The 20,088-nt window shown below is 59.4% G+C and carries 17 protein-coding genes; 1 reads left to right on the forward strand and 16 read right to left on the reverse strand.

Features of this window, described 5'->3' with window-relative positions; genetic code table 11:
• Nucleotides 1-183 precede the first annotated feature (183 nt).
• The 14 genes from LBK75_04210 to yajC all read right to left on the reverse strand — a co-directional run bounded on the left by LBK75_04210 (nt 184) and on the right by yajC (nt 13,221).
• Complete coding sequence (locus tag LBK75_04210; protein MDR1157494.1) at nt 184-1,068, reverse strand: hypothetical protein; 885 nt, start codon at nt 1,066-1,068, stop codon at nt 184-186.
• Nucleotides 1,069-1,317: 249 nt separating this feature from the next.
• Nucleotides 1,318-2,088, reverse strand: coding sequence for a signal peptidase I (locus tag LBK75_04215; GenBank protein ID MDR1157495.1), 771 nt, complete (start codon nt 2,086-2,088; stop codon nt 1,318-1,320).
• A gap of 171 nt (nt 2,089-2,259) precedes the next feature.
• Complete coding sequence (locus LBK75_04220; GenBank protein MDR1157496.1) at nt 2,260-2,955, reverse strand: hypothetical protein; 696 nt, start codon at nt 2,953-2,955, stop codon at nt 2,260-2,262.
• A gap of 123 nt (nt 2,956-3,078) precedes the next feature.
• Entirely contained in the window at nt 3,079-4,920 is a 1,842-nt protein-coding gene (locus tag LBK75_04225; protein ID MDR1157497.1) for a SipW-dependent-type signal peptide-containing protein, read from the reverse strand.
• 152 nt (nt 4,921-5,072) lie between these two features.
• On the reverse strand, nt 5,073-6,155 hold the full coding sequence (locus LBK75_04230) for a hypothetical protein (protein MDR1157498.1): 1,083 nt from the start codon (nt 6,153-6,155) through the stop codon (nt 5,073-5,075).
• Between the two features lie 414 nt (nt 6,156-6,569).
• On the reverse strand, nt 6,570-6,830 hold the full coding sequence (locus LBK75_04235) for a sporulation transcriptional regulator SpoIIID (protein ID MDR1157499.1): 261 nt from the start codon (nt 6,828-6,830) through the stop codon (nt 6,570-6,572).
• Nucleotides 6,831-7,064: 234 nt separating this feature from the next.
• A complete protein-coding gene (gene trmB, locus LBK75_04240; GenBank protein MDR1157500.1) occupies nt 7,065-7,733 on the reverse strand; it encodes a tRNA (guanosine(46)-N7)-methyltransferase TrmB in 669 nt (222 codons plus the stop codon).
• Between the two features lie 97 nt (nt 7,734-7,830).
• The gene (locus LBK75_04245; GenBank protein ID MDR1157501.1) at nt 7,831-8,715 is read right to left on the reverse strand and encodes a tyrosine recombinase XerD; all 885 of its coding nucleotides are present in this window, start codon (nt 8,713-8,715) and stop codon (nt 7,831-7,833) included.
• 103 nt (nt 8,716-8,818) lie between these two features.
• On the reverse strand, nt 8,819-9,451 hold the full coding sequence (locus LBK75_04250) for a stage II sporulation protein M (GenBank protein ID MDR1157502.1): 633 nt from the start codon (nt 9,449-9,451) through the stop codon (nt 8,819-8,821).
• A 71-nt stretch (nt 9,452-9,522) separates the two neighbouring features.
• Entirely contained in the window at nt 9,523-10,323 is an 801-nt protein-coding gene (gene proC / locus LBK75_04255) for a pyrroline-5-carboxylate reductase (protein ID MDR1157503.1), read from the reverse strand.
• Between the two features lie 385 nt (nt 10,324-10,708).
• Nucleotides 10,709-12,028, reverse strand: coding sequence for a thioether cross-link-forming SCIFF peptide maturase (gene scfB / locus LBK75_04260; GenBank protein MDR1157504.1), 1,320 nt, complete (start codon nt 12,026-12,028; stop codon nt 10,709-10,711).
• Between the two features lie 8 nt (nt 12,029-12,036).
• Nucleotides 12,037-12,186: a six-cysteine ranthipeptide SCIFF gene (gene scfA, locus LBK75_04265; protein MDR1157505.1), complete on the reverse strand. Its 150-nt coding sequence runs from the start codon at nt 12,184-12,186 to the stop codon at nt 12,037-12,039.
• A 137-nt stretch (nt 12,187-12,323) separates the two neighbouring features.
• Nucleotides 12,324-12,773, reverse strand: a complete 450-nt coding sequence (locus tag LBK75_04270) for a YrzE family protein (GenBank protein ID MDR1157506.1) — start codon at nt 12,771-12,773, stop codon at nt 12,324-12,326.
• Between the two features lie 94 nt (nt 12,774-12,867).
• Nucleotides 12,868-13,221 (reverse strand): preprotein translocase subunit YajC, encoded by a 354-nt coding sequence (yajC, locus tag LBK75_04275; GenBank protein ID MDR1157507.1) that lies wholly within the window; start codon nt 13,219-13,221, stop codon nt 12,868-12,870.
• Nucleotides 13,222-13,510: 289 nt separating this feature from the next.
• Between yajC and LBK75_04280 the strand changes: the two genes are divergently transcribed.
• Complete coding sequence (locus LBK75_04280; protein MDR1157508.1) at nt 13,511-14,896, forward strand: GGDEF domain-containing protein; 1,386 nt, start codon at nt 13,511-13,513, stop codon at nt 14,894-14,896.
• A gap of 198 nt (nt 14,897-15,094) precedes the next feature.
• On the opposite strand, the gene LBK75_04285 is transcribed toward LBK75_04280, so the two are convergent.
• On the reverse strand, nt 15,095-18,484 hold the full coding sequence (locus LBK75_04285; GenBank protein MDR1157509.1) for a glycoside hydrolase family 3 C-terminal domain-containing protein: 3,390 nt from the start codon (nt 18,482-18,484) through the stop codon (nt 15,095-15,097).
• 47 nt (nt 18,485-18,531) lie between these two features.
• Nucleotides 18,532-19,377, reverse strand: a complete 846-nt coding sequence (locus LBK75_04290) for a hypothetical protein (GenBank protein ID MDR1157510.1) — start codon at nt 19,375-19,377, stop codon at nt 18,532-18,534.
• Between the last annotated feature and the right edge of the window lie 711 nt (nt 19,378-20,088).

Genomic DNA, 20,088 nt, shown 5'->3' on the forward strand with positions numbered 1-20,088 from the left:
GTTTTTTGCTGGCTTTTGCCCGTAATTCCCCACCCTGTCCAGGACATCGGCTTCAAAAAAATCCCGCTTTGAAGCCACCCCAAAAACAGGCCCCCGGCCCGCCTTCTCAAAGACGGACTGGGGGCCTGCTGTTATGGTTCGATGCTTGAATGAAAAAATTCCGGTGTGACGCCTTGGGGGGTCTTAGGCGCCTCCGACCCATCCGCTCTTTTCTTGAAAACTGTGCTCCAACACGAGGGGCAGATTTATTGTGCCTGCCCCTGTGCCTTGGAGCGTCACTTTATAGATGTGCTCTGCCCGCGCGGCAATGTCCTGGTCTTGGATCAAATATGCATCATCCGCCGGACAGGACGCCACAGGCGTGTCGCCCTGCGCCTCTACGCTGGCGATTTCTATACCGCCTGGCAGGCCTTCGCCAAACCGCAGTGAATACCGAAACGGCACATTGGCCCCCTCGCCGTTCTTGATCCTGACGAAGAAGACGACCTTATAGTCGAGAGTCTGCGGGCCAAACCGCACGGGAGGGGCTTCGTTGGGGTCCGCTCCGGTTTCGTTTTCCGCGGTTTCCTTCTCCTTTGCCGCTTCGTCATCTCGGCTGGCTGGAGTATCTTGGGTGTCCTGCGAATCTTCCGGTGATCCTTGGGCTGTATCACTCTCCGGTGCGAGCTCAGTCTCCGGACCGTCCTGGGGGTCCGGTGCCTCCTCCGAGTCCTGCATGGGCGCCTGCGCAGGGGGCGGGATTGGCATGGCGCTCTGTCCGGCAGAGCCGGCTGATTCTTCAATCTCCACAAACGTCACGGAAATCTGACCGGAGATCTGGCCGTCTTCGCTGCCGAATGTAAGGGGAGCCCACTCCTCTCCACCTTCCAGCGGCTGCCAAAATAGATGGGCGTCATATGTGCCGGCCCGGATGATGTTGTTGCTGATCGTCACGCTGGTTGAGAGCGCGGCCAGTGCCGAGAGGTGATAGAGGCACAGCGCGGCGGCCAGCAGCGCGGACCCACGGACGAGCCGGCCACGCCAGCCGCCGAGCAACCCGGAAACGCGATGTTGTCGATCTTCGTACATGGGTACCCACCTTCTTCGCTGAATATCCGCGCGCCGTGCGCGCGTTCGACGGCGTCTGCGCCGCTAAGGGTCTGTCGGAAAATAAAGTGTGCAGTTGGCGCAGCAAGTTTGTGTCCCGGCAAGGCACCGGGTTCCGCGAATACTTGTAGTATTCAAGGGTTCCGGCAACGCGGCCGGGGCGCAAAAGGGCAAGTCAAATGTACAGGTTATTTTTCGACAGACCCTAAGGAGGACCTTTGGGCAGTTCCTCTACGTTTGGGCCACAGGCTGCGCGCCTGTCGCCGGCGCGTTCGGCGGCGTCTCATGGGAGTCGCCGCACGGCGGAAGCCAGTTTGCCTCTGCTTCCGCTTCGAGAGGGAGACCGAGCTCCTGCATCTTTGCCCGGACACGGGCCAATTCTTCCTGTGCCTGGGCGGCCTTCTCCCGCTCGATTTCCAGTACCCGCTCCTGTGCGTCGTACGCCTCGCGGCGCTCCGCCCGGTAGGCGCGCAGCAGGCCGAGGAAGTGCGCGCCCATCAGGAGGATCATCAGCAAAAACGGCAGCAGTACGAGCGTGGCGTACCCCGCGGGGGTGTGGAAGTAATCGACGAGATGCCCGGCCTTGGGGATCCGAAACCGGTAGGCGCCGAGCACATTGGCGGCGGGCGCCGGTATCTCGTCGGGTGACTCGCTCGCGATGCCGTAGGTGTCAAAGGCGAGCGCGCCCGTGTCGGTGGCCGTGAGTGCCGAGATCTTGTGCGTCACCACCAGGCCGTAAAACTGCGGGTCGACGGACCGGAACGTGATGATATCGCCCGCGCGCAGCGTCTCGGGGTTCACCGTCTGAGAGACGACGATGTCGCCGGCGTCGAAGACGCCTGTCATCGAGTCGGAGAGCACGGCGTAAAACTGAAACCCGAACACCCCCGTCTCTCGATTCAGCCCAACGGCCGACAACGCGGCCAACACCAGCATGGTGCAGGAAAACACCGTCAGCAGGAGCACAAACACCCTGCGCACCGTGGACAACACTTTTTTCATGCCATTCTCCTTATGCCTAACGTGGGTTGCACCTGCAACCCACAACCTCAATTCTTGTTTTTTGTTGCCGCTTCGCGGCAACAAGGTAATAAAAGACTCCAAAAGGCGCGGACCGCCGTGCCCTTTGGAGTCTCCCTCTCCTGCCGGCGGAGAGGGAGACCGGTGATACACTCACGCAAGCGCGTCGGGGTCTTCGTCGGCGATGGCCTGTATGGCGGTCACCGCGAGATCGGCCTTGATCATCACACCCCGGTACGAGTTCCCGGCACCCGGGCACATCATATAGTCCAGCCGGTAGATGATCTCGCTCGGTTCGAGAGCAAACTGCGGCCACCCGCCTCCGGGCACGGCGGTGCGGAGCACCTGGCTGCCAATCGCCGGGTCCTTCGGAAAGACCTGCCACGCGGGCGGTATGGTCGGCGCCGCCGGCGTCAGGTTGGCCGGCAGGTCGCTGATGTCCTCTCTGTCCACCGGAGTCAGCCGGTAGCGCAGGGTCTCCCACAGATTGACCTCGCCCGCCACAGAAAAGCGGAGGCCAAGAGCGAACTTGAGATCCAGCGACCCGAGGTTTGTGACCTTGATATACTTGGTGCCCCACCGGCCCGGCTCAAAGCTGTCTTCTGTGATGAGCGGGAGGTCGGAGATGCCAAGGTTGTTGGTCTCCCGATCGATCCCGCCGAGCGGCTGCCCTTCGGCGTCGTACCCCAGAACCTGAACGCGCAGATGGCCCATCTGTGCGGTGTTTCCGTCCCCGGGGAATACCGAGGTGAACCATGACAGCGTCATCCCCGTGAAGAGGGCCAGGACGAACAGCAGCGCCAGTCCACTTGCCACCAGGGGATTTTTGGTCTTTTTTTTCTTCCTCATACTGCGTCCTCTTCTTAACAGAGTCGCCGGTCCCCGCCGGTCGCACGGGGGACGTCAGATCCCCCGGCGGGCGCACAACGCACCCGCCGGGGGATGCGTGGTTATAAGTGGATGTGTCGCAGGTCAGCCGAGCGATGTGATGGTGACACTCTGCGCCGTACCGTTCACAGATACCTGATTGTTGTCGCTGCTGTTGGAATACCAGAATCGCTCAGGCACCGTGTTCTCGATCGTGCAGCCGTCAAAACGAACGATATTTTCTTCGGAGTGTCTCACCGTAGATACGGCGATCTGCTTCTCGTCGGCCGCTTTGAAACGGCAGCCTTCGAAGTGCAGTTTGTTGTCATCGGCGTTGAGACCGTTACGCCAGTCACCGTCCAGAAGGAGCCATGCAAATGAGAGCTTCGTATCGTTGCCCACCGCATAAGGCGTACCGCTGGTCCCAATGAAGTCACAGTTTTGGATGTTATATGTGGCATGTCTCGATGACACTCGCATGAGCGTATAGCCTGTGAAGGTGGAATCGCGAATGGTGGCGTTGAAAAGAGTGTCTGTACCACCAAAGTACAACGGATTCGGCGAGACAATGCTGACATTAGAGATGATCAGGCTGTATGGCTCATTGCCCGCATAACGGTGTGGCGCGTACAAAATACCGGGCCCCTTCGGATTTACAATGTTCACGCCGGCGATGACGAATTGTTTGGTCACGTTTGTAGTGACTTCTATCACGGCTTTGGCAGCGTCTTCACTGGTTGACGTCAAGGTCACACCGTTTCCATAGATACCAGCAATGCCGCCCGCACGGGTTGGGACAAGTGCTTCTGAAACTGTAATATCGTCCGTAAGATATACGTTCTGAGAGCGCAAAGATGTGTCCTCTGAGTTGATGAGCTCCGTCAATTCTTCCGCCGACCCGACGATGTTCTTCTCGGGCACATTCACCGCGATCTGCGCGTTGTTGTGGACGACGGTGGTTCCGCTGATCCCCAAGCTCCCCGCCGTCGTGTCTGACAGACAGAATGACAGGTTGGACGGCAGGTTGATGACGGCGTTCGGCGCGTCAAAGGCAAGCTGAGCCAACGACTTGGCACGGACCGCGCCGTTTGCGATTTCCATAGCGCAGCTCTCGTCGATGTCCACCTTGATCTCATAGGCGCCCGCGTAAATCATGTGCTTGTTCAGGTCAAAGTTGAACGGCTTGTTGATGAGCAAGTTGTCGCTCAGTGTGATGTCGTTCAGGAAGATGAACGTCTGGCCGGCCGCACCGTCGGCGATCGCCTCTCTCAGATTCTCTTCGCTTCGGATGAAGACGATCGAATCGTCGTCGGCCAGGGCCTGGACGGCGGCCACCGTGAGATCGGCCTTGATCGCCATGGACTGATACGTGTTGCCGGTAAATGGGCACATCTTATAGTCGAAGCGGTAGATGAGCGTGTCTCCGACCGGGAGTTCCTGATAGCCCGTCTCCAGATAGTCCGTCTCCAGATCCTCAAACGACTTCCATAATTCATCATCCACTTCGGGCACCAGCAGCGACGCAGCCGGCAGTTCCACTTCGGCCGGTGTCAGTTCCAGTTGATACTGCAGGATATCCTGTAGCGACGGACCATTCTCCACGGTGAAAGACACCGCGAGGCTGAACTGGAGGTCCAAAGAACCGGTGTTTTGGATCTTGACGTACTTGGTGTTCCAGAGGCCCGGTTCAAACTCGGCCTCCTCAATGAGCGGCAGCGCGGAGATGGCGAAGTCGTTTGTGGCACCGTCCGTCCCTCCGATGGGTTGTCCCTCGGCGTCGTACCCCAATACCCGGATGCTGAGGTCGCCCGCCTTGATGACATTGCCCTTGGAAGTGACCGTCGCGGTGAACCACGCGAACGTGATGCCTGCGAAGAGGGAGAGACTCAGCAGCAGCGCCAGCCCGCTCAGCAAAAGGGAATTTTTGGTATTTTCTTTCTTCTTCATGTAGTGTCCTCTTCTCCTGCAGGCGTCGCCGCCTCCCGATCCCGGCGAGGGGCGTCAGCGGCGGGACGCCAGGCCCCCGGCGGGCACGCGGAGCGCCCGCCGGGGGATGACTGTGCGTGATGGCTCATCGGTGATAGCCGATGGGTTGGTTTTTATTTTTCATGCACCACAGTGCTGTCGTCCTTGGTAAAGTCAACGTCGGCGCCGCCTGTATTCTTCACAGTCACGCCGGTCAGGTTGATCACGGCATTTTCTGTGCCGAACATAAGCGTCTCGGTCACGATTGTGCCGTTGGCGATATCAATGGTGCATGCACCATCGTACTGATACACAATGCCCACACCATTCGGCAGTTCCAGCGCGAAGCCGTTCAGATCGAAGTTGTGCGGCGACCAGATCGAGACATAGTCGGAAGAAATGGGATATTTCCCCGTATACGCTGCCCATTCGTCTTCGGTCATCTCAATGTCGTTCAGGAACACGATGGTGGAGCCGTCTTTGCCCGTCTTGCCATTTAATAAGGGATCACTGCTTACTAAGGGCTTATTTTCTGGAATCAGCGCAAGCATCAGCTCGTCTATGTTGCTCACGAAGACGAGAGCGTCGTCGTCGGCCAGTTCCTGGATGCCGCCGATCGTCAGGGTCACGTTATTGAGCGCCAGCTCCTGATAGGCGTTGCCGGCCGTGGCGCAGAACATATAAGCGAGGCGGTAGTACTGCTTCTCGCCCTTCGCCGTGAAGTGGTTGTAGGCGGTGAAGAAATTGCCGTTGCTGTCGCTCTCCAGGGCCGTCAGGCTCTGATAGGGAACCGGCTGTGTCCCCTTGCTATCAAGCGCAGTCACTTCTTCCACGTAGAACTTGATGACTTCCGTCAGATTTGTCTCGCCCTTATCATAACCAGGGACATTGAGACCCACGCGGAACTTCGTTTTGAGATTGCCCAGATTCTGGATCTCGATGTACTTGGCGTTCTCAAGGCCGGGTTCCCAACTCTCCTCTGTGAAGATCGGAGCATCAAAGTCGTGACCTGCTGTCGTATCGGCTACGCCGTCGTCCGTGACGTCATACCATTTGGCGTTGAGTTCCACTGTGCCTGCTTTGATGACGTTGCCGCTGTTGGTCACCGTGGAGGTGAACCACGCGTAGGTGAGGCCGGCGAAGAGGGTCAGGCACAGCAGCAGTGCCAGGCCGCTCACCCACAGTTGGGTTTTGCTGTACATCTTCTTGCTTGTCATGGTTTGTCTTTCTCCTTCTCGAAATGTTTATTTACAACGTCCGCCCTGCGTGAAACAGGCGGCGCGCTGCTTTCTCTGTCTGCGCGTCTTCTCTCTGTGCGTCTTCTTTCTTTCGGAGTTCTTGCCAAAAACCGTCGGCTGCCGCCGTGCCCGGAAAAACGGCCAGATAAAGCACAAATTCCCAAGTAAAAAGATAGGAGTTTGAGTGGCAAATCACCCCTCCGCGAGCAGTTTTTTCCTGCCTCGCCAAATTCCGACAAAAACATTATAGCATTTGTCGGATGGACTTGTCAAGATGAAATAGGGGAAAATATACAAAAAAAGATTATTTTACCTAAAGCGCTTCGGCACAAGTGTGAATGACGATTCACTCACATCCCATCCGCCCCCGCCGGGCACCGTACACGGAACCAATCAGAGACGTTCCTTGGCATGCTGCCATTTCCGGCGGGTGGCCAGGCCGCCGCGGAGATGGCGCTCCGCCTTGTTGGCTTCCATCACGTCCCGCACATGGAGATAAAGTGTGCGGTTGTACTGCTGCAGGCGCTCGGACAGATCCTTGTGCACGCTGCTTTTGGAGATGCCGAATTTTTGGGCGGCGGCTCTCACCGTCGCTCTGTTTTCTATGATGTATGCCGCCACGCGGCAGGCGCGCTCCTCGATGTTCCCTTTCACAGACAGAGACCTCCCCCTCCATGTCGCCGCCGCGCGGCGCGAAAGGCCGGTCTCCGCACCGTCTCCGGCCCCCACAATATATCTATGCCCACGGCCGTCCGACCATGTGCACTTCTGTCCAGGCCCGTAAAAAAATCTGTCCCGAGATGGTTTTCTCAGCGGCCGCGCAAACAAAAAGACCCACTGTATGTTGTAAAAACCACAACATACAGTGGGTCCGTCGAACGCCTCCGATCAGACGGGCGGCGTGTCCTCAGCGGCCGTGCCCAACCGGGCCGCATACCGGCAAATGGGCACCCCCTGCGAAGAAAACTTTTCCTCGTACTCGGTCATGACGTCCTCACCCGGATAGGCGGGGTCGGCGTGCCAGTCGACACTGCGCAGCAGCAGCCGCGCGCCCACAGCCTCAAGCTCCGAAACAGAAAAGTCAAAGAGCGGACGGTTGTCCGTCTTAAAGTGCATCTCACCCTCCGGCCGCAGGACAACGCGGTAGAGCCGGAGAAAATTCCGGTGGGTGAGCCGCCGTTTGGCCCGCTTGTTGGAGGGCCACGGATCGCAGAAATTGACGAAGAGCCTGTCGATCTCACCGGGCGCAAAGAGGTCGCAGACCGTGGCGGCGTCCCCGCAGATAAACCGCACATTGGCAAGCCCGCGCGCTGTGGCCTTCTCCATGGCCATCAGCAGCGCCTCCGGCGTCCGTTCCAGCCCGACGAACAGAAGGTCCGGTCGCCTGGCAGCCCACGCACACAAAAAACGCCCCTTGCCGCAGCCGAGCTCCACAAACAACGCCTGCGCCGGCGGATAGAGCGACAGCCAGCACCCCCGGTACTGGGCCGGGTCCTCCGCCAGTCGGTCCGCCGACACCGCCGCCCAGCGCAGCTTCAGATTTTTCTTCTTCCGCATTCTCAAAAGGAATATCCCCCCGCCGCCCGTCCTCGACCCGCAGCTTCGCAATTATCCACTGATTGTCAATTACCCGTTGCCCATTATCAACTGTCCGTCACGCTCTTGGGTGGGCGCGGTTGTAGACGTCCTTGAGGCGGTGTTTGATCAAGTAGGCGTACACCTGCGTGGAGGAGATGTCGGCGTGCCCCAGCATCTCCTGGATCGAGTGCAGGTCGGCGCCGTTTTCCAGCAGGTGCGTGGCAAAGGAATGCCGCAGCGTGTGCGGCGTGATCTGCTTTGTGATGTGGGCCTTCTCCTGGTACTGCTTGATGATCTTCCAAAACCCCTGGCGGGACATGCGCTCCCCGCTGACATTGACAAAGAGCGCCTGCTCCGAGAGCCGGTTGATCATCTTGCCGCGGGCCAGCAACGTGTAGTCGGAGAGCGCCCGGATCGCCGCCGGATAGAGCGGGATGATGCGCTCGCGCTGCCCATTTACGCACTTGATGAATCCGGCGCTCAGGTTGATGTCGCTCAGGTTGAGCGCGACCAGCTCGCTGACGCGGATACCCGTCGCATACAGAAGTTCCAACATGGCTTTGTCTCGGTAGCCCTTCAGGTCGTTCGTGCGCGGCTGCATGAGCAGCAACTCGACCTCCTTGTCCGTCAGCACCTGCGGGAGCCGGCGGTTCGGCTGGGCGGGGGAGACGTTCTTGGCCGGGTTCTCCTGGACCACCCCGCGCAGAGACAAAAAACCGTAAAAGCTGCCCAGCGACGCGGCACTGCGCTTGACTGTGGACACCGACCGCCCCTGGACCGTCATCCACTCTATGTAGGCAAGCACCACGGGCCGCGTCACCTGAGGAAGCGGCAGATGCAGATTTTCTGCCGTATATCTCTCAAACTGCATGACGTCCCGTACGTAGGAAGACAGCGTATTTTGCGCCACTTTGCGTTCGTCACGAAGATAAGTTTCATATCGTTGAATCAGATCTCTCATTCCGATTTGCCCTTCTCTCACCAATTGACCGCCGGCGCCGGCGTATAGCCGTCAATTGTTTTTGTTTCTCTTTTAGGTGCCTCTCATATGACCCATTTTGCCCTCATAGGGGCGGAAGGCAGCTGACGATGAACCGGAGCAGCAGCGGCGTGAGAAACGTCTCGAAGAGCGCCGACAAGCACAGCACCACCGAACACAGCGCGAACGGGAGAAAGCAGGCGGCGCCGAAATGACCGGGCGCCGGCGGCCGGCGGGTCGGACCCGCGGCGGCGGTGAGCAGTGCGGCCGAAGCCGCAATGCCCCGCAGGGAGACAAGGAATAGACACGGCAGCGTCAGCAGCGCCTGTGCGCCGAAAGCACCCGCGGCCAGCCACAGCCCGCCCGAGCCGAAGGCCCGCACAAAGGCCGCCACGGCAAAAGAAAGAAAAAACCCCCGCACCGCCGTCACCAGGGGGATGAGCCCCACACCCAGCATCGTAAAGCCCAGCAGAAAGACGGCGACGTGGTACTTGAGCGCATTGTACAGCGCCCGCCCCAACAGCGCGCCCGCGGGTCCCTCCGCTTCGAGCAGCAGGCCACGCAAAAAACCGCGCATCGCCTCCGCCGATGACTCGTCCGCCCGAAAGGTAACCAGGCAGCCGGCCACGGCGCCGCACAAAAACAAGGCCGACAGGACAATCAGTGCGGGCCAGCTGCGTGCCTCGGGCCGCGCCCATTTCAGGAGCGTTTGTTTCATTTGTGGACACCCCTCTCTCTACTGTATATGAGAGAGGAGGCGCCACTATGCCGCGAGGCCGGCGGTTTGGCTCATTGGCTCAGTTCGTATGCGCGCTCGGTGCAGCGCAGCATCGCCCGGTGCAGCGCGCCGTCGAAATCAGCCTCATCCAGCACGGCGAGCGCCGCTTGGGTGGTGCCGCCGGGCGACGCCACCTCGGCGACCAGCGTCTCCGGCGCGCGGCCTGTCAACAGCATTCGAGCCGAACCCTCCATCGTCCGGGCTATCAGCGTCAGCGCCGTATCCGGGTCGATCCCCTGTGCCTCCGCGGCCCTCTGCATGACGTCGGCCATGCGGAAAAAGAACGCGGGGCTGGTGCTGGAGACGCCGATGATCTCATTGAGCTTGTCCTCGTCGAGTACCGTCACGAAGCCTGCGGCGGAGAACAGATCCTGCGCCGTGTGCAGCAGCTCCTTTGGGAGTCCCTCGCTCCGGGCGATCACGGTGGCGCCGAACCCAAGGGACAGCGGCGTGTTTGGCATCACGCGCACCACGTGGGCCGACGGATCCAAGCGCGCGCGGAGATAATGCGTGGAAAGGCCCGCCGCGATAGATAGGAAATTTTTTCCATCAGAGACCGGCGCCACCTCTGTGAGCACTGCTTCCATCACCTGCGGTTTGACCGCGAGAATGGTGAGCAGACTTTCCTCCACCAGCGCCCGGTTGGACGCGGCCGCACGCACGCCGCGCGCGGTGTGCACGGCCAGCCGGGCCTCGTCTGGATCGAACATCAGGATATTCTCCGGGGGCATCAGATTTTTGTCAAGAAGGATCCGCACGATGGCCGAAGCCATGTGCCCCGCGCCGATAAAACCCAGCTTACTGTTCTCCACCGATCCACACTCCCGTCCCCGGGGCACCGCGGCCCCGGACCCGTCGACATGTTTTTGCCACGCGCTTGGCACAGACCTGACACACCCCTTGCGCGCCCTTGACATAACCAACAGCAATAATACTATACGGCATGGCCGCCGAAATAGCAAGGAGCAAAAAGCCCTCCGCCGTGTTTTTGGCGAGATGCACGAAATATTATGTCAACAGTGTTATGTAAATCTCGCAACAAAGGCCAACATTTAGGCGGCCCCGGAACAATCCGGGACCGCCTAAATGTCGGTTTCGAAGTAACTGCCAACCGCATTAGTACCTTGTTGCCGCGAAGCGGCAACAAAAAACAAGAATTTGGGTTGTGGGTTGCAGGTGCAACCCACATTAGTTGCCTCAGCGGTCGACGGCCATCAAGATAGCGCACTCAAGGCGCTTTTTTTGCATCTCACAGCCGAGGGCATAGCACCCGTCGAGGGCGCCGGTGGTATTCAGGGCGGAAGCCGCGCAGCCGCCGCTGCAAAAATATTTGGCCCAGCAATCGCGGCAAGACGGTTTGCTCGTCACCGTAAGAGCAGCAAACCGCGCGGCAATGGCCGGGTCAAGACGGCCCTCGCGGACGGAACCCATCCGGTAGGCCTCACGGCCGACGAACTGGTGGCAGGGATAGAGATCTCCCTCCGGCGTGACGGCGGCGTACTCGAAACCGGCGCCGCAGCCGCGCAGCCGCTTGTACACACACGGCCCCTGTGTGAGATCGACTTGGAAGTGGAAGAACGAGACGTCCTCTCTCCCTCTGAGTGCGGCAGCCAACCGGTCATAGGCCGCAAAGACGGCGGGCAGATGCTCCGTACGGAGCGCCAACGGGTGCCCTTCCGGCAGCACAACCGGCTCCATCGAGAGGTGCTTGAACCCCAGCGAGGCCAGATACAGCGCGTCGGCGGCGAAGTCCGGGTTGCGCGCCGTGAAGGTGCCGCGTACATAATAATCCCGGGTCCGCCGCGCTGTCAGCGCCTGGATCCCCGGCAGGACTTTCTCGTAGCTGCCCTCCCCCGCCGCCGTTTTGCGTAGCGCGTCGTGGACGCCGGGACGTCCGTCGAGGGACAACACCACATTGTCCATCTCCCGGTTTAAAAAGTCGATGGACTTGTCGTCGAGCGCCAACCCGTTTGTCGTCAATGTAAAGCGAAAGCGCTTGCCCCACTCGGACTCGTGCGCACGGGCATAATCCACTGTGCGGCGCACCGTATCGAGGGCCAGCAGCGGTTCTCCGCCGAAAAAATCGATCTCCAGATTCCGGCGCGCGCCCGAATGCCGCACGAGCATATCGATGGCGGCCCGCGCCGTGTCGAAGTCCATCGTAACGCGCGCGCCGCCGTAGTCTCCGGTCTGCGCGAAGCAGTAACCGCAGCGCAGGTCGCAGTCGTGGGACACGTGCAGACACAGCGCCTTCAAAAGCCCCGTGGGCGGCGTCAGCTCAGAGGCCGGCGCAAACAACAGCCCCTGGCTGTACAGCTCGTACCATTCACGCCAAGCCGCGTCCGTCTCCGCCGGCGCGGCACAAGCGGCCTGCGCTGCCTCCGATGGGCACGCCGGAGGCATAGGCAACCGGATATGCGGCAGCAAGGCCCACGAGAGCTCATCCGCCAAATGGACCGCCCCGCTCTCCACATCGAGCACCACGTGATGCCCCCACCCGGAGAAAGTATGGATCATTCCAAAAGTCAGTCCTTCTTTTTTTGCTCGCAACGTTGGTTGGCTACGGTGCAAGACGTCTTGCAAGCCGACTGGCACGAGGTTTGGCACTCGCCGCAGCCGCCGCCGGAGGCGCTCTGCTTCAGTGTGGCTCCGCTGATAGTCCGGATGTGTTTCATGACGATTTCCCCCTGTGTAAAACACTTTTACTGATCAGTACCTTGTTGCCGCGAAGCGGCAACAAAAAACAAGAATTTGGGTTGTGGGTTGCAGATGCAACCCACGTTAGGGTCTGGAGGTCGGCTCTGTCCGTCTGTCAGCGGCGGCGCCGCTGTTTGGGTGCGGCCAACAGACCGCCGCCGCTGCCGCCGGCCAATGTAGCCAACAACAGCGCGCCCGCCCCTGAACCGGGGTGCAGACGCCACAACAACACCGCGCCGAACAGGTAGAGCGCGATAAAAAACAGCGCGCCGAGCAACAACCCGGCGACCGGCGGGCGGCCGCCAGTCAGGCGAACCCCGGAACACCCGAACACCAAGGCGCCCAGACCTCCGGCGCCCACCGGCCACACACCGAGCGCGGAGGGCGGCAGCACCTCGCCGGAGATCAGCAGCGCCCCTGCGCAAACGAGCGCCAACGATACGGCCAGACTGACGCCCAGACGAACAAACAGCCTCTTGGCCACATGCTCCCCTTTGGATGCTGCGCCATCACGCGGCGTGCGTGCGTGCGCCAACTGACGCTCGCGTGCCCTTGGGTCCGGCATCGCGACCCCTCCCTCTCGATGAGCTTTGTCGTCTCATCCTATGCGAAGGAAGAGGAACGTATGTGCCAAAACACGGGTTCGCGCGACGCCGGACTCACTCGGCGGGCTGTGCGCCCTTCGAGGAGATGGCCCAGCGCATGATTTTGATCTTGACCTTGTCCGCGCCGGTCTCCAGGGTAACGGCGTCGTCCTTGATGGCGACGATACGCCCCACAAGACCGCCGATCGTGGTGATCTCGTCGCCCACGATAAGTTCGTTGCGCAGCTTGGCCGCCGCCTTTTTCCGCTTGCTCTCGGGCCGGATGATCAAAAAGTAGAAGACAACTGCGAGCAACGGCAACATGAGCATCCCAAGCAGATTGTTGCCCCCCACCCCCGCGTCCGCTGCTGCGGCGCCGTCCGTCGCCGCAGCCCACAGCGCTCCGCTGTGGATCCAAGACAAAAGCATGGTGTTCCTCCCCAAATCACAAAATGTGGCCGGCGCCCCATCGGTCGTCCGGCCATACAGACCCTGCCGCGCCCGGCGCGGGCCCGTCAGTCATCTATTTACTATATACTGTTGCCGCAGAGATTGCAAGCCTTTTTGCGAGAAGGTCCGCCAAAAGTTCCGCCAAATCCGGCGCGGAGGATGCTTTCAAAAAGGGAAAATTTTACGGCGAGGCACATTGGTTGAAAGTCTACGTAAAATGTGGTATATTATCCTTACACAGTGGAAATGGGGTGAATGCACTATCACTATGCTTTTTCAGCTCCTTGTGCCTGTGGAGATGTTGATTGCCAATCTGCTGCTCATCGACCGCTGCTCCACGAGGCGGTATGGAAAGACAGTGACGTACATCGTCCTGGTCTGTTCCACCATCATCCTGTTTGCCGGCGCCATCTGGCTGCTGGGTCTGTTTATCGAGATCGGCCAGGGCAACGGTCTGTTTATCTTCTTTGGCTGTCTGCTGTTTTACCCTGTCTTGAAGCTCTATGAGCTCACGCCGCAAAAACTGGTGAGTATCGGCTGCTCCGCCTGGGTGTACACATTTTTGATGTTTTCCCTGTCCGTGCACACCGCGCGACTCCTCCCGCAGGAAGATACGGCGCGCAACGTGTTCTTACTTCAGACGCTCTTGTACCTGCTGACGTATGTTCCGTTTTACCGCTTTGTCAAACGCACTTTCCTGCTCATTGTCAGGAACATTCCGCCCAAGCACGGCGCTTCTCTGATGTGGATCAATCTGTGCTGGTTTGCCGCCATCTTCGCCCTCAACAACGCAATGCTTTACGGCGACTTCATCTCCATGCGGGTGGTGGCCCTGCTCCTGCTGGCGGTGGGCATCTTCCTCAACTACGAAAACATCCACCAGATTGTTGCGAGCGCGGCACAGATCCGCTCTTTAGAGACTTTGGTCTATTATGACGGTTTGACGCAGCTTCGAAGCCGGGGCGTCCTGACGTCCGACTTAAACAGCCTTGTGACGCGGGAGATCCCATTTCATTTGATTTACTTTGATTTGAACCGGTTCAAGACGATCAATGACACCTACGGACACGTCGTGGGAGACAATTACCTGTATTTCTTTGCGCAGGAGGTCAAAAAACTGCTGGGCGAGAAGGGTGGATTCTATCGCGTGGGCGGGGACGAATTCGTCTGTCTGTTCACGGATCCGGATTTAGAGGCGTTTCTAAAAAGCGTCTCCTCTCTGCCGTCCCGGCTGCCGCAGAGCAAAGTGCCGTTTTTGGGGGTCAGCTACGGTGTTTCACATTTCCCCCGCGACGCGCGCGACACCGACGGCTTGATGGACATCGCGGACAAGCATATGTATGAAATGAAACACCCAAAACCGGCAGCAGCAGGCACTTCGGCAGAGCCTCCGGAGAGCGCCGACACACAGAATAGAAACGCCGGCGGCGGGTATACTAGCACTGGGCAGCAGCACGGAAGTCCGCGTTTTCAGGCCGGTGCCGGTGTTGATGCCGGTGAATGGCTAAAACGTGAAAGGCCCGCGGTGGGAGAACTACCCAGGTTTTCCCCGAGCCCGGATGGCGCGCCGCTACCCCGGCGGCAGAGTCCCGTTGACAAGACAAAACCTCCGGGGCGCGGACGCCCGCGCGCGTCGAAGCGGCGCGTACCGTGAAAAGCGAGGCGTGCGGACTCCGTCCGCGCGTGTCCGGCGACCGCGAGACCACGCCCGGTTGTTGTCAATAGTGCCTCATGATTTGAATTGGCCCGTATCGTCATGGCAGGCGCGAACAAGTGGACCGCATGTCGGAAGACATGCGGTCCACTTGTTCGCGCGGAGTCGGTGTGTCGATTTTGCGATAAGGCAGAGCGCTTATTTTTTCTCCAGCTTGCCCCTATAGGTGAACACGTAATCCGGGAACAGCCCGGGCAGCCTGACGCCGGAGATGATCACATCCTCGCCGCCGACATAATTGCTTGCGTTCACATCGGAGAAATTGATGGATTTCCCGCCGGCTTCGAGTGTGCCGCCCACGGACACGCCGTTCAGGACGACATCAAATCTGGCCGGATCCAACGCGATGGTCGTATTGAAATACGCCTTGATCATGTTGCTTTCGGTTTCAACACTGAAAGACCACACGTCGTCGGGCAGCGGGACAATGGACAGATCCTTGCTGCCAACAAAATTGTCTCCGTCATAGACCATGAGGAAATAGGCTCCTGCCACAGCTTTGTCTTTTGGCACGCTGAGCTTTGCACCACCGTCAACCAGATTGGCTTCGGCCACGATGTCGCGGCTGCTGCTCACCAGCACGGCTCTTGTGCCCTCTGCGCCCGACACGTTTATGTTGGCGTCGTAGCCCGCCACAAGCGTGTCCACATCGGCCGCAAATGCGCTCGGTTCATCGGACGCGGCAATGTTGATGCTGGTCACCGTCACGTTCTGGGCGCTGCTGGCGAAAGCCACGCGCAGGATATGCTCGCCAGCGCCAAGTTCCACGGACTGAGGGGCTGTCATACCGCCCACGGTGTACGATGCCTTTTCTACGCCGTCTACCAGAATTCTGACGGCGTCGGCAGCGGTTCCGGATCCGGTCCGTGCGAAGCTCACGTTGTATGTGCCGCCCCTCACGACGTTGATCTTGTACTCGACCCAAGTGTCGCCGCACCAGTTGGCTGTGGTGGGCGTGGTCAGCCTTGTGGACGCGAGCAGGCCACCCTTGCCGTAAACGGGCTGGCTGTATGTCGGTTTGAACGGCTCTGCGCTGTAATTCGGGGACGTCACGCTGTTGGAGGCGTTGGCGACCCACGTGTAGATCGTGCCGCTGATGACGGAGGCGCCGGTGGGCCTTATGACAATGGCCGAGCCCTGGCGGAGATCTCCGGACGGTCTGACCGGAATCGGCGTAGCGTCGTTGTATTCCTCATTTTTCGCCAAGCCGGCGCCGATGTCAAACATATAGGGCTTGCTGGGGTCGTCGTTGAAGCCGATCCATTCGGGGTGCCAGTACCACGGGAAAGCGGTCTTGCCCGTGAAGTCGTAGTCGCCGAACAGCACGTCGGTCATGCCGAGCCCCTCGGTGCCGGGCCACCACACCTGGACATAGGCGTCGATGTCGTCGATGATGTTGTCCAGAACCAGCGGCCGTGCGGAGTAGGAGATCACGATGATCTTCGCTCCGGGATAGTTGGCCTTCGCATTCTGGAGGGCGGTGTAGTCGGTGGGGTGCAGTTGCAGGGTGTGGGACACGATGCTGCCCAGAACGGTTCCTGTGAGGGTTGTGTCGCCGTTGCCCTCGGCGTATGCGGTCTCGCCGACTGTCACGAGCACCACGTCGTACTCATTTTCGTCGCCGGCATTGCGCGCGCCGGTGATGTTGAACTGGGCGCCGCTTCCCGCGCCGTTGGCGCCGAAGTTGCCGTCGGTCTTGACCTGCGCAATGGCCTCCAGCAGCGTCTCACCGGCGTAGAAGCTATGATCGGTGGAGGATTGCCCTTGCCACACCCTTGTCCAGCCGCCGAGCTGCCAGCCTATGTTGTTGGCGAAGCGCCCGGCCACCATGATCTTGTCGCCGGGGACATCTTTTAAGGTCGCCATCACGCCGTCCTTGTTCTTGAGCAGAACCATGGACTCGCGGACGGCCTGCCGGGCCAGTGCCACGGTCTCGGGTTTCCTGATCTGGGCTTTCGCCTTCGTCGTCGCGGCGGCGAGCCGCTCGTTGCGCGTTTCGCCTGTTTCGGCCTTCACAAGCGTCGGCCTGTCGAACAGACCCAGCTCGAACTTGACGCGCAGGATCCTCGTGACGGCGTCGTCTATGCGCGATATCGGGACGATGCCGCTCCGCGCCAGCTTGAGCAGATCGTCGCCAAAAGCCGGCGTACTGACTGCCATGTCCATGTCGCCGCCGGCGTTCACGAAGGCCGCTATCCTGACCTCTCTCGCAGTAAAGGCGGAGCCGTCGAAATGCGTCTGCTTTCCGTAGAAGAAATCCATGTACGTCTGGATGTTCGCCGCCGAGTTGGGCGCGTAGGGGTCACCGTGGCCGGAGTTGTAGTCGCTGACCACAAACCCCGTGAAACCGAACCCGCCTTCCGACACGGGCTTCTTGATGACATCGAGCATGGACGTGAACTCATGCATTCTCAGGCCGTTGAAGTAGTTGTATGAGGGCATCAGGCTGCGTACGCCGCCTTCGATCATGATTCTGTAGGCGTTCAGCATATCCATGATTTCCGGGTCGGCCTTCAGCTGCGCCGGCGTGAGCTCTTTCAGGGCCTTCATGTTCTGCAGCTGATCTATGGAGAGGGGGTTGGCGTAGGCGCCGTAGCCCACTATCGGGAAGTTGGGGTTGTAATAGAACCCGTTGCCGGCGTTGGCGCCGTTGACGGTAGAGCCCTCCGTCGTGAAGTGCTTCATCGTGCCGACGACCTGTGCGCCGTTGCCGAGGAACGCGTACTGGTTTTTGTCGCCCGGCTCCCCGGTGTCAAGGCCGTCCCACTTGTCCGGCTTGCCGCCCTGGAAACCCATGGAGTAGTAGTTACCGAATATGCCGTTTCTCTCGCGATCGTGGCCCCAGCCCTCATGGTAGCGGCCCCAGCGGGGGTTTTGCCCCATGACGATAGCCGGTGAGAAGCTGGCGAACAGCTCCAGCGCGCGCATCTCGGTGGCGACCGCGGTGCCTATCCGCTCCATGAGCTGCGGATCTCCGGATGCCGCTCCGGACGCGTGGGGGAAGACCGTCGTGCCGGGGGCGTGGACTGTGCCGTGGACGGCGTCGATTTCATAGAGAATCGGGATACCGAGGGGCGTCTCATCCATCGCGGTCTGCCACTGGTCGTATGAATCCAGCCAGCCGGACACGGTGTTGCCCGTGCCGTCCCCGCCGTTCTCGGTGGAAAGACCGTAATTGTTGTTGGGGGTCGAGCCCCCGCCCGACAGGACCGAGCCGATGTAATAGTTCTTGGCGTTGGCATTCGAGGGGCGCTCAAGCTGGGTCATCTGCCCGACTTTCTCCCTAAGCGTCATCTGGTCGAGCAGGGCCTTGACTCTGACCTCGATGGGCTGGTTCTTGTCCATGTAGACAGATTTGTCGACGACGCGGCCCTCGGCTGTAGGGCTTGTGTTGTTGATGCCCTCCTGCTCAGGATATGTCTCAGCCAACGTGATGACCGGTGATGCGATCAGCGTCAGGGACAGAGCGAGTACCGCCGTCATCATCAGGGAAAGCGCCCTGCGGAATTTTTTCACAGACTTCTTCATAAACGATAACCTCCCAAAATTGTGAAAGAAATAATCACCGCTGCACATCAGTTTTTCACGCTCGGGAACACAGGCGTGTCATCGGTGTCCCAGTAAAATACGCCATAGCTGTACACGTCGGCCGGATATTCTGACAGATCGGCGTCAAACGTCAGCGTAACCGCCGTGTTGGTGGCGACACTGACCGGTGTACGTTCCGTGTACGCGAGGCGGCCGCGGCTGTCGTACGCGGCCAGGATAGCGAAGCCTTCAAGCGGCGTATCTGAATTGTCGGCAATGAGTGCAAACACGGTGTCGCCGAACGCGGCGTCGAGAGTAAACGCCCACCTGAAGGTGTGCGAGTACACCACCGTCGCTAGGCCGCTCCCCTGGGCTGCCACCGTCAGCCTGCGCTCAATGGGGTTCACCCCTTCGGTCAGGGCCGGCATGACGATCCTGCCGTCGGCGCCAAGGCGCGCCCACCCGGCCGTGCTCACATAGGTATCCACAAGCGCTCCGCCGATTTGCGATCCGGGGAGGTAAGAGCCCACCGGGCTGCCGGATTCGCCGACATAATACGCGTCGACGGAATCGGCCTCAAATGCGTAATAATACGCGGCCCCGGCCGATTGGTTTGTGATGTAGACGTCGGGCATTGGCATTTTACTGACCAATGTGACGCCGCCCACCGGCGAATCGTCTCCATAGAACGTCGCGACGTACGACCCGTGCGTCAGCGAACCGTCAAAATAGGAGCCGACCGGGTTGCCCGTTGCGCCCACGTAATAGACATCCGCCGAGCCGGCCCCGTACGCGGTTATGGCGAGAGCCGACAGACAGAGCACGGCGGCCAGCATCACGGCGGCAAAGCGACCCGTTCCTCTGACAGAGAACCTTGATGTTTTTAAAAACATGCAGGTACCACATCCTTAAATTTAAATTCATACTTTTCAAACGTTTTGAAAAGTCCCCTTTGTGATACGGCACAAGAGGCCCGGCCCGCGGTCCGCCGCGTCCGCGGCAAGCAAAAGCCCCGGGGCGAGACCATTCTGCACAAACGGTCTCATCGACGGCCGCCCTCTCTGCACACAAAGGCAGCCGCTCCGCTCCCGGATACATTCCACCCACGCGAAACCCATTGGGCCGCAGCCCTTTCAGCGCTTCCCGCATGACCTGTTATGCTATACCTTTACAAAGAGTGTGCCACAGGCACTGACCATCTTATCATATTCTACACAATTCGCAAAGTCAAGTCCCATACGCCATGTTTTTTATGCATTTCAACCATTTTCAGACATGTTAAGTAGAGGGAATTTCCAGAAATGACAATTTTAAAAACGTATACTTTTTCAAAAAACAGCAAAAAACACTGTTTTTCTACAAAAACAGTGTTTTTTGTTGACGGCATAAACCCCACTGCCGGGGAGAGTGGATCAACCAAGGTATCAGAATCCGCCGATTGCACAGAGTGCGGCGGTGTGCTAGTGTACTGTATCGCTGATAAGTAAGTAAAATTATTTTATTAAAATATTGCATAAATAGCCGTTTTATGGTAAGATAAAAAGAAACGGCGGTGAAGGTAAATGGGGAGGCCAAAAAAGTATAGCATCACACTCTCGGAAGAG

It is taken from the genome of Oscillospiraceae bacterium (genome assembly GCA_031265355.1).
Lineage (GTDB): Bacteria > Bacillota > Clostridia > Oscillospirales > UBA929 > JAIRTA01.

Bases quoted from the DNA above. Each gene is read 5' to 3' on its own strand.
- LBK75_04250 (MDR1157502.1), bottom strand. From the start codon at position 9,451: ATGAAACAAACGCTCCTGAAATGGGCGCGGCCCGAGGCACGCAGCTGG.
- LBK75_04220 (MDR1157496.1), bottom strand. From the start codon at position 2,955: ATGAGGAAGAAAAAAAAGACCAAAAATCCCCTGGTGGCAAGTGGACTG.
- LBK75_04285 (MDR1157509.1), bottom strand. From the start codon at position 18,484: ATGAAGAAGTCTGTGAAAAAATTCCGCAGGGCGCTTTCCCTGATGATG.
- LBK75_04245 (MDR1157501.1), bottom strand. From the start codon at position 8,715: ATGAGAGATCTGATTCAACGATATGAAACTTATCTTCGTGACGAACGC.
- scfA (MDR1157505.1), bottom strand. From the start codon at position 12,186: ATGAAACACATCCGGACTATCAGCGGAGCCACACTGAAGCAGAGCGCC.
- scfB (MDR1157504.1), bottom strand. From the start codon at position 12,028: ATGATCCATACTTTCTCCGGGTGGGGGCATCACGTGGTGCTCGATGTG.
- LBK75_04270 (MDR1157506.1), bottom strand. From the start codon at position 12,773: ATGCCGGACCCAAGGGCACGCGAGCGTCAGTTGGCGCACGCACGCACG.
- LBK75_04280 (MDR1157508.1), top strand. From the start codon at position 13,511: ATGCTTTTTCAGCTCCTTGTGCCTGTGGAGATGTTGATTGCCAATCTG.
- yajC (MDR1157507.1), bottom strand. From the start codon at position 13,221: ATGCTTTTGTCTTGGATCCACAGCGGAGCGCTGTGGGCTGCGGCGACG.
- LBK75_04225 (MDR1157497.1), bottom strand. From the start codon at position 4,920: ATGAAGAAGAAAGAAAATACCAAAAATTCCCTTTTGCTGAGCGGGCTG.
- LBK75_04230 (MDR1157498.1), bottom strand. From the start codon at position 6,155: ATGACAAGCAAGAAGATGTACAGCAAAACCCAACTGTGGGTGAGCGGC.
- LBK75_04215 (MDR1157495.1), bottom strand. From the start codon at position 2,088: ATGAAAAAAGTGTTGTCCACGGTGCGCAGGGTGTTTGTGCTCCTGCTG.
- LBK75_04210 (MDR1157494.1), bottom strand. From the start codon at position 1,068: ATGTACGAAGATCGACAACATCGCGTTTCCGGGTTGCTCGGCGGCTGG.
- LBK75_04290 (MDR1157510.1), bottom strand. From the start codon at position 19,377: ATGTTTTTAAAAACATCAAGGTTCTCTGTCAGAGGAACGGGTCGCTTT.
- trmB (MDR1157500.1), bottom strand. From the start codon at position 7,733: ATGCGGAAGAAGAAAAATCTGAAGCTGCGCTGGGCGGCGGTGTCGGCG.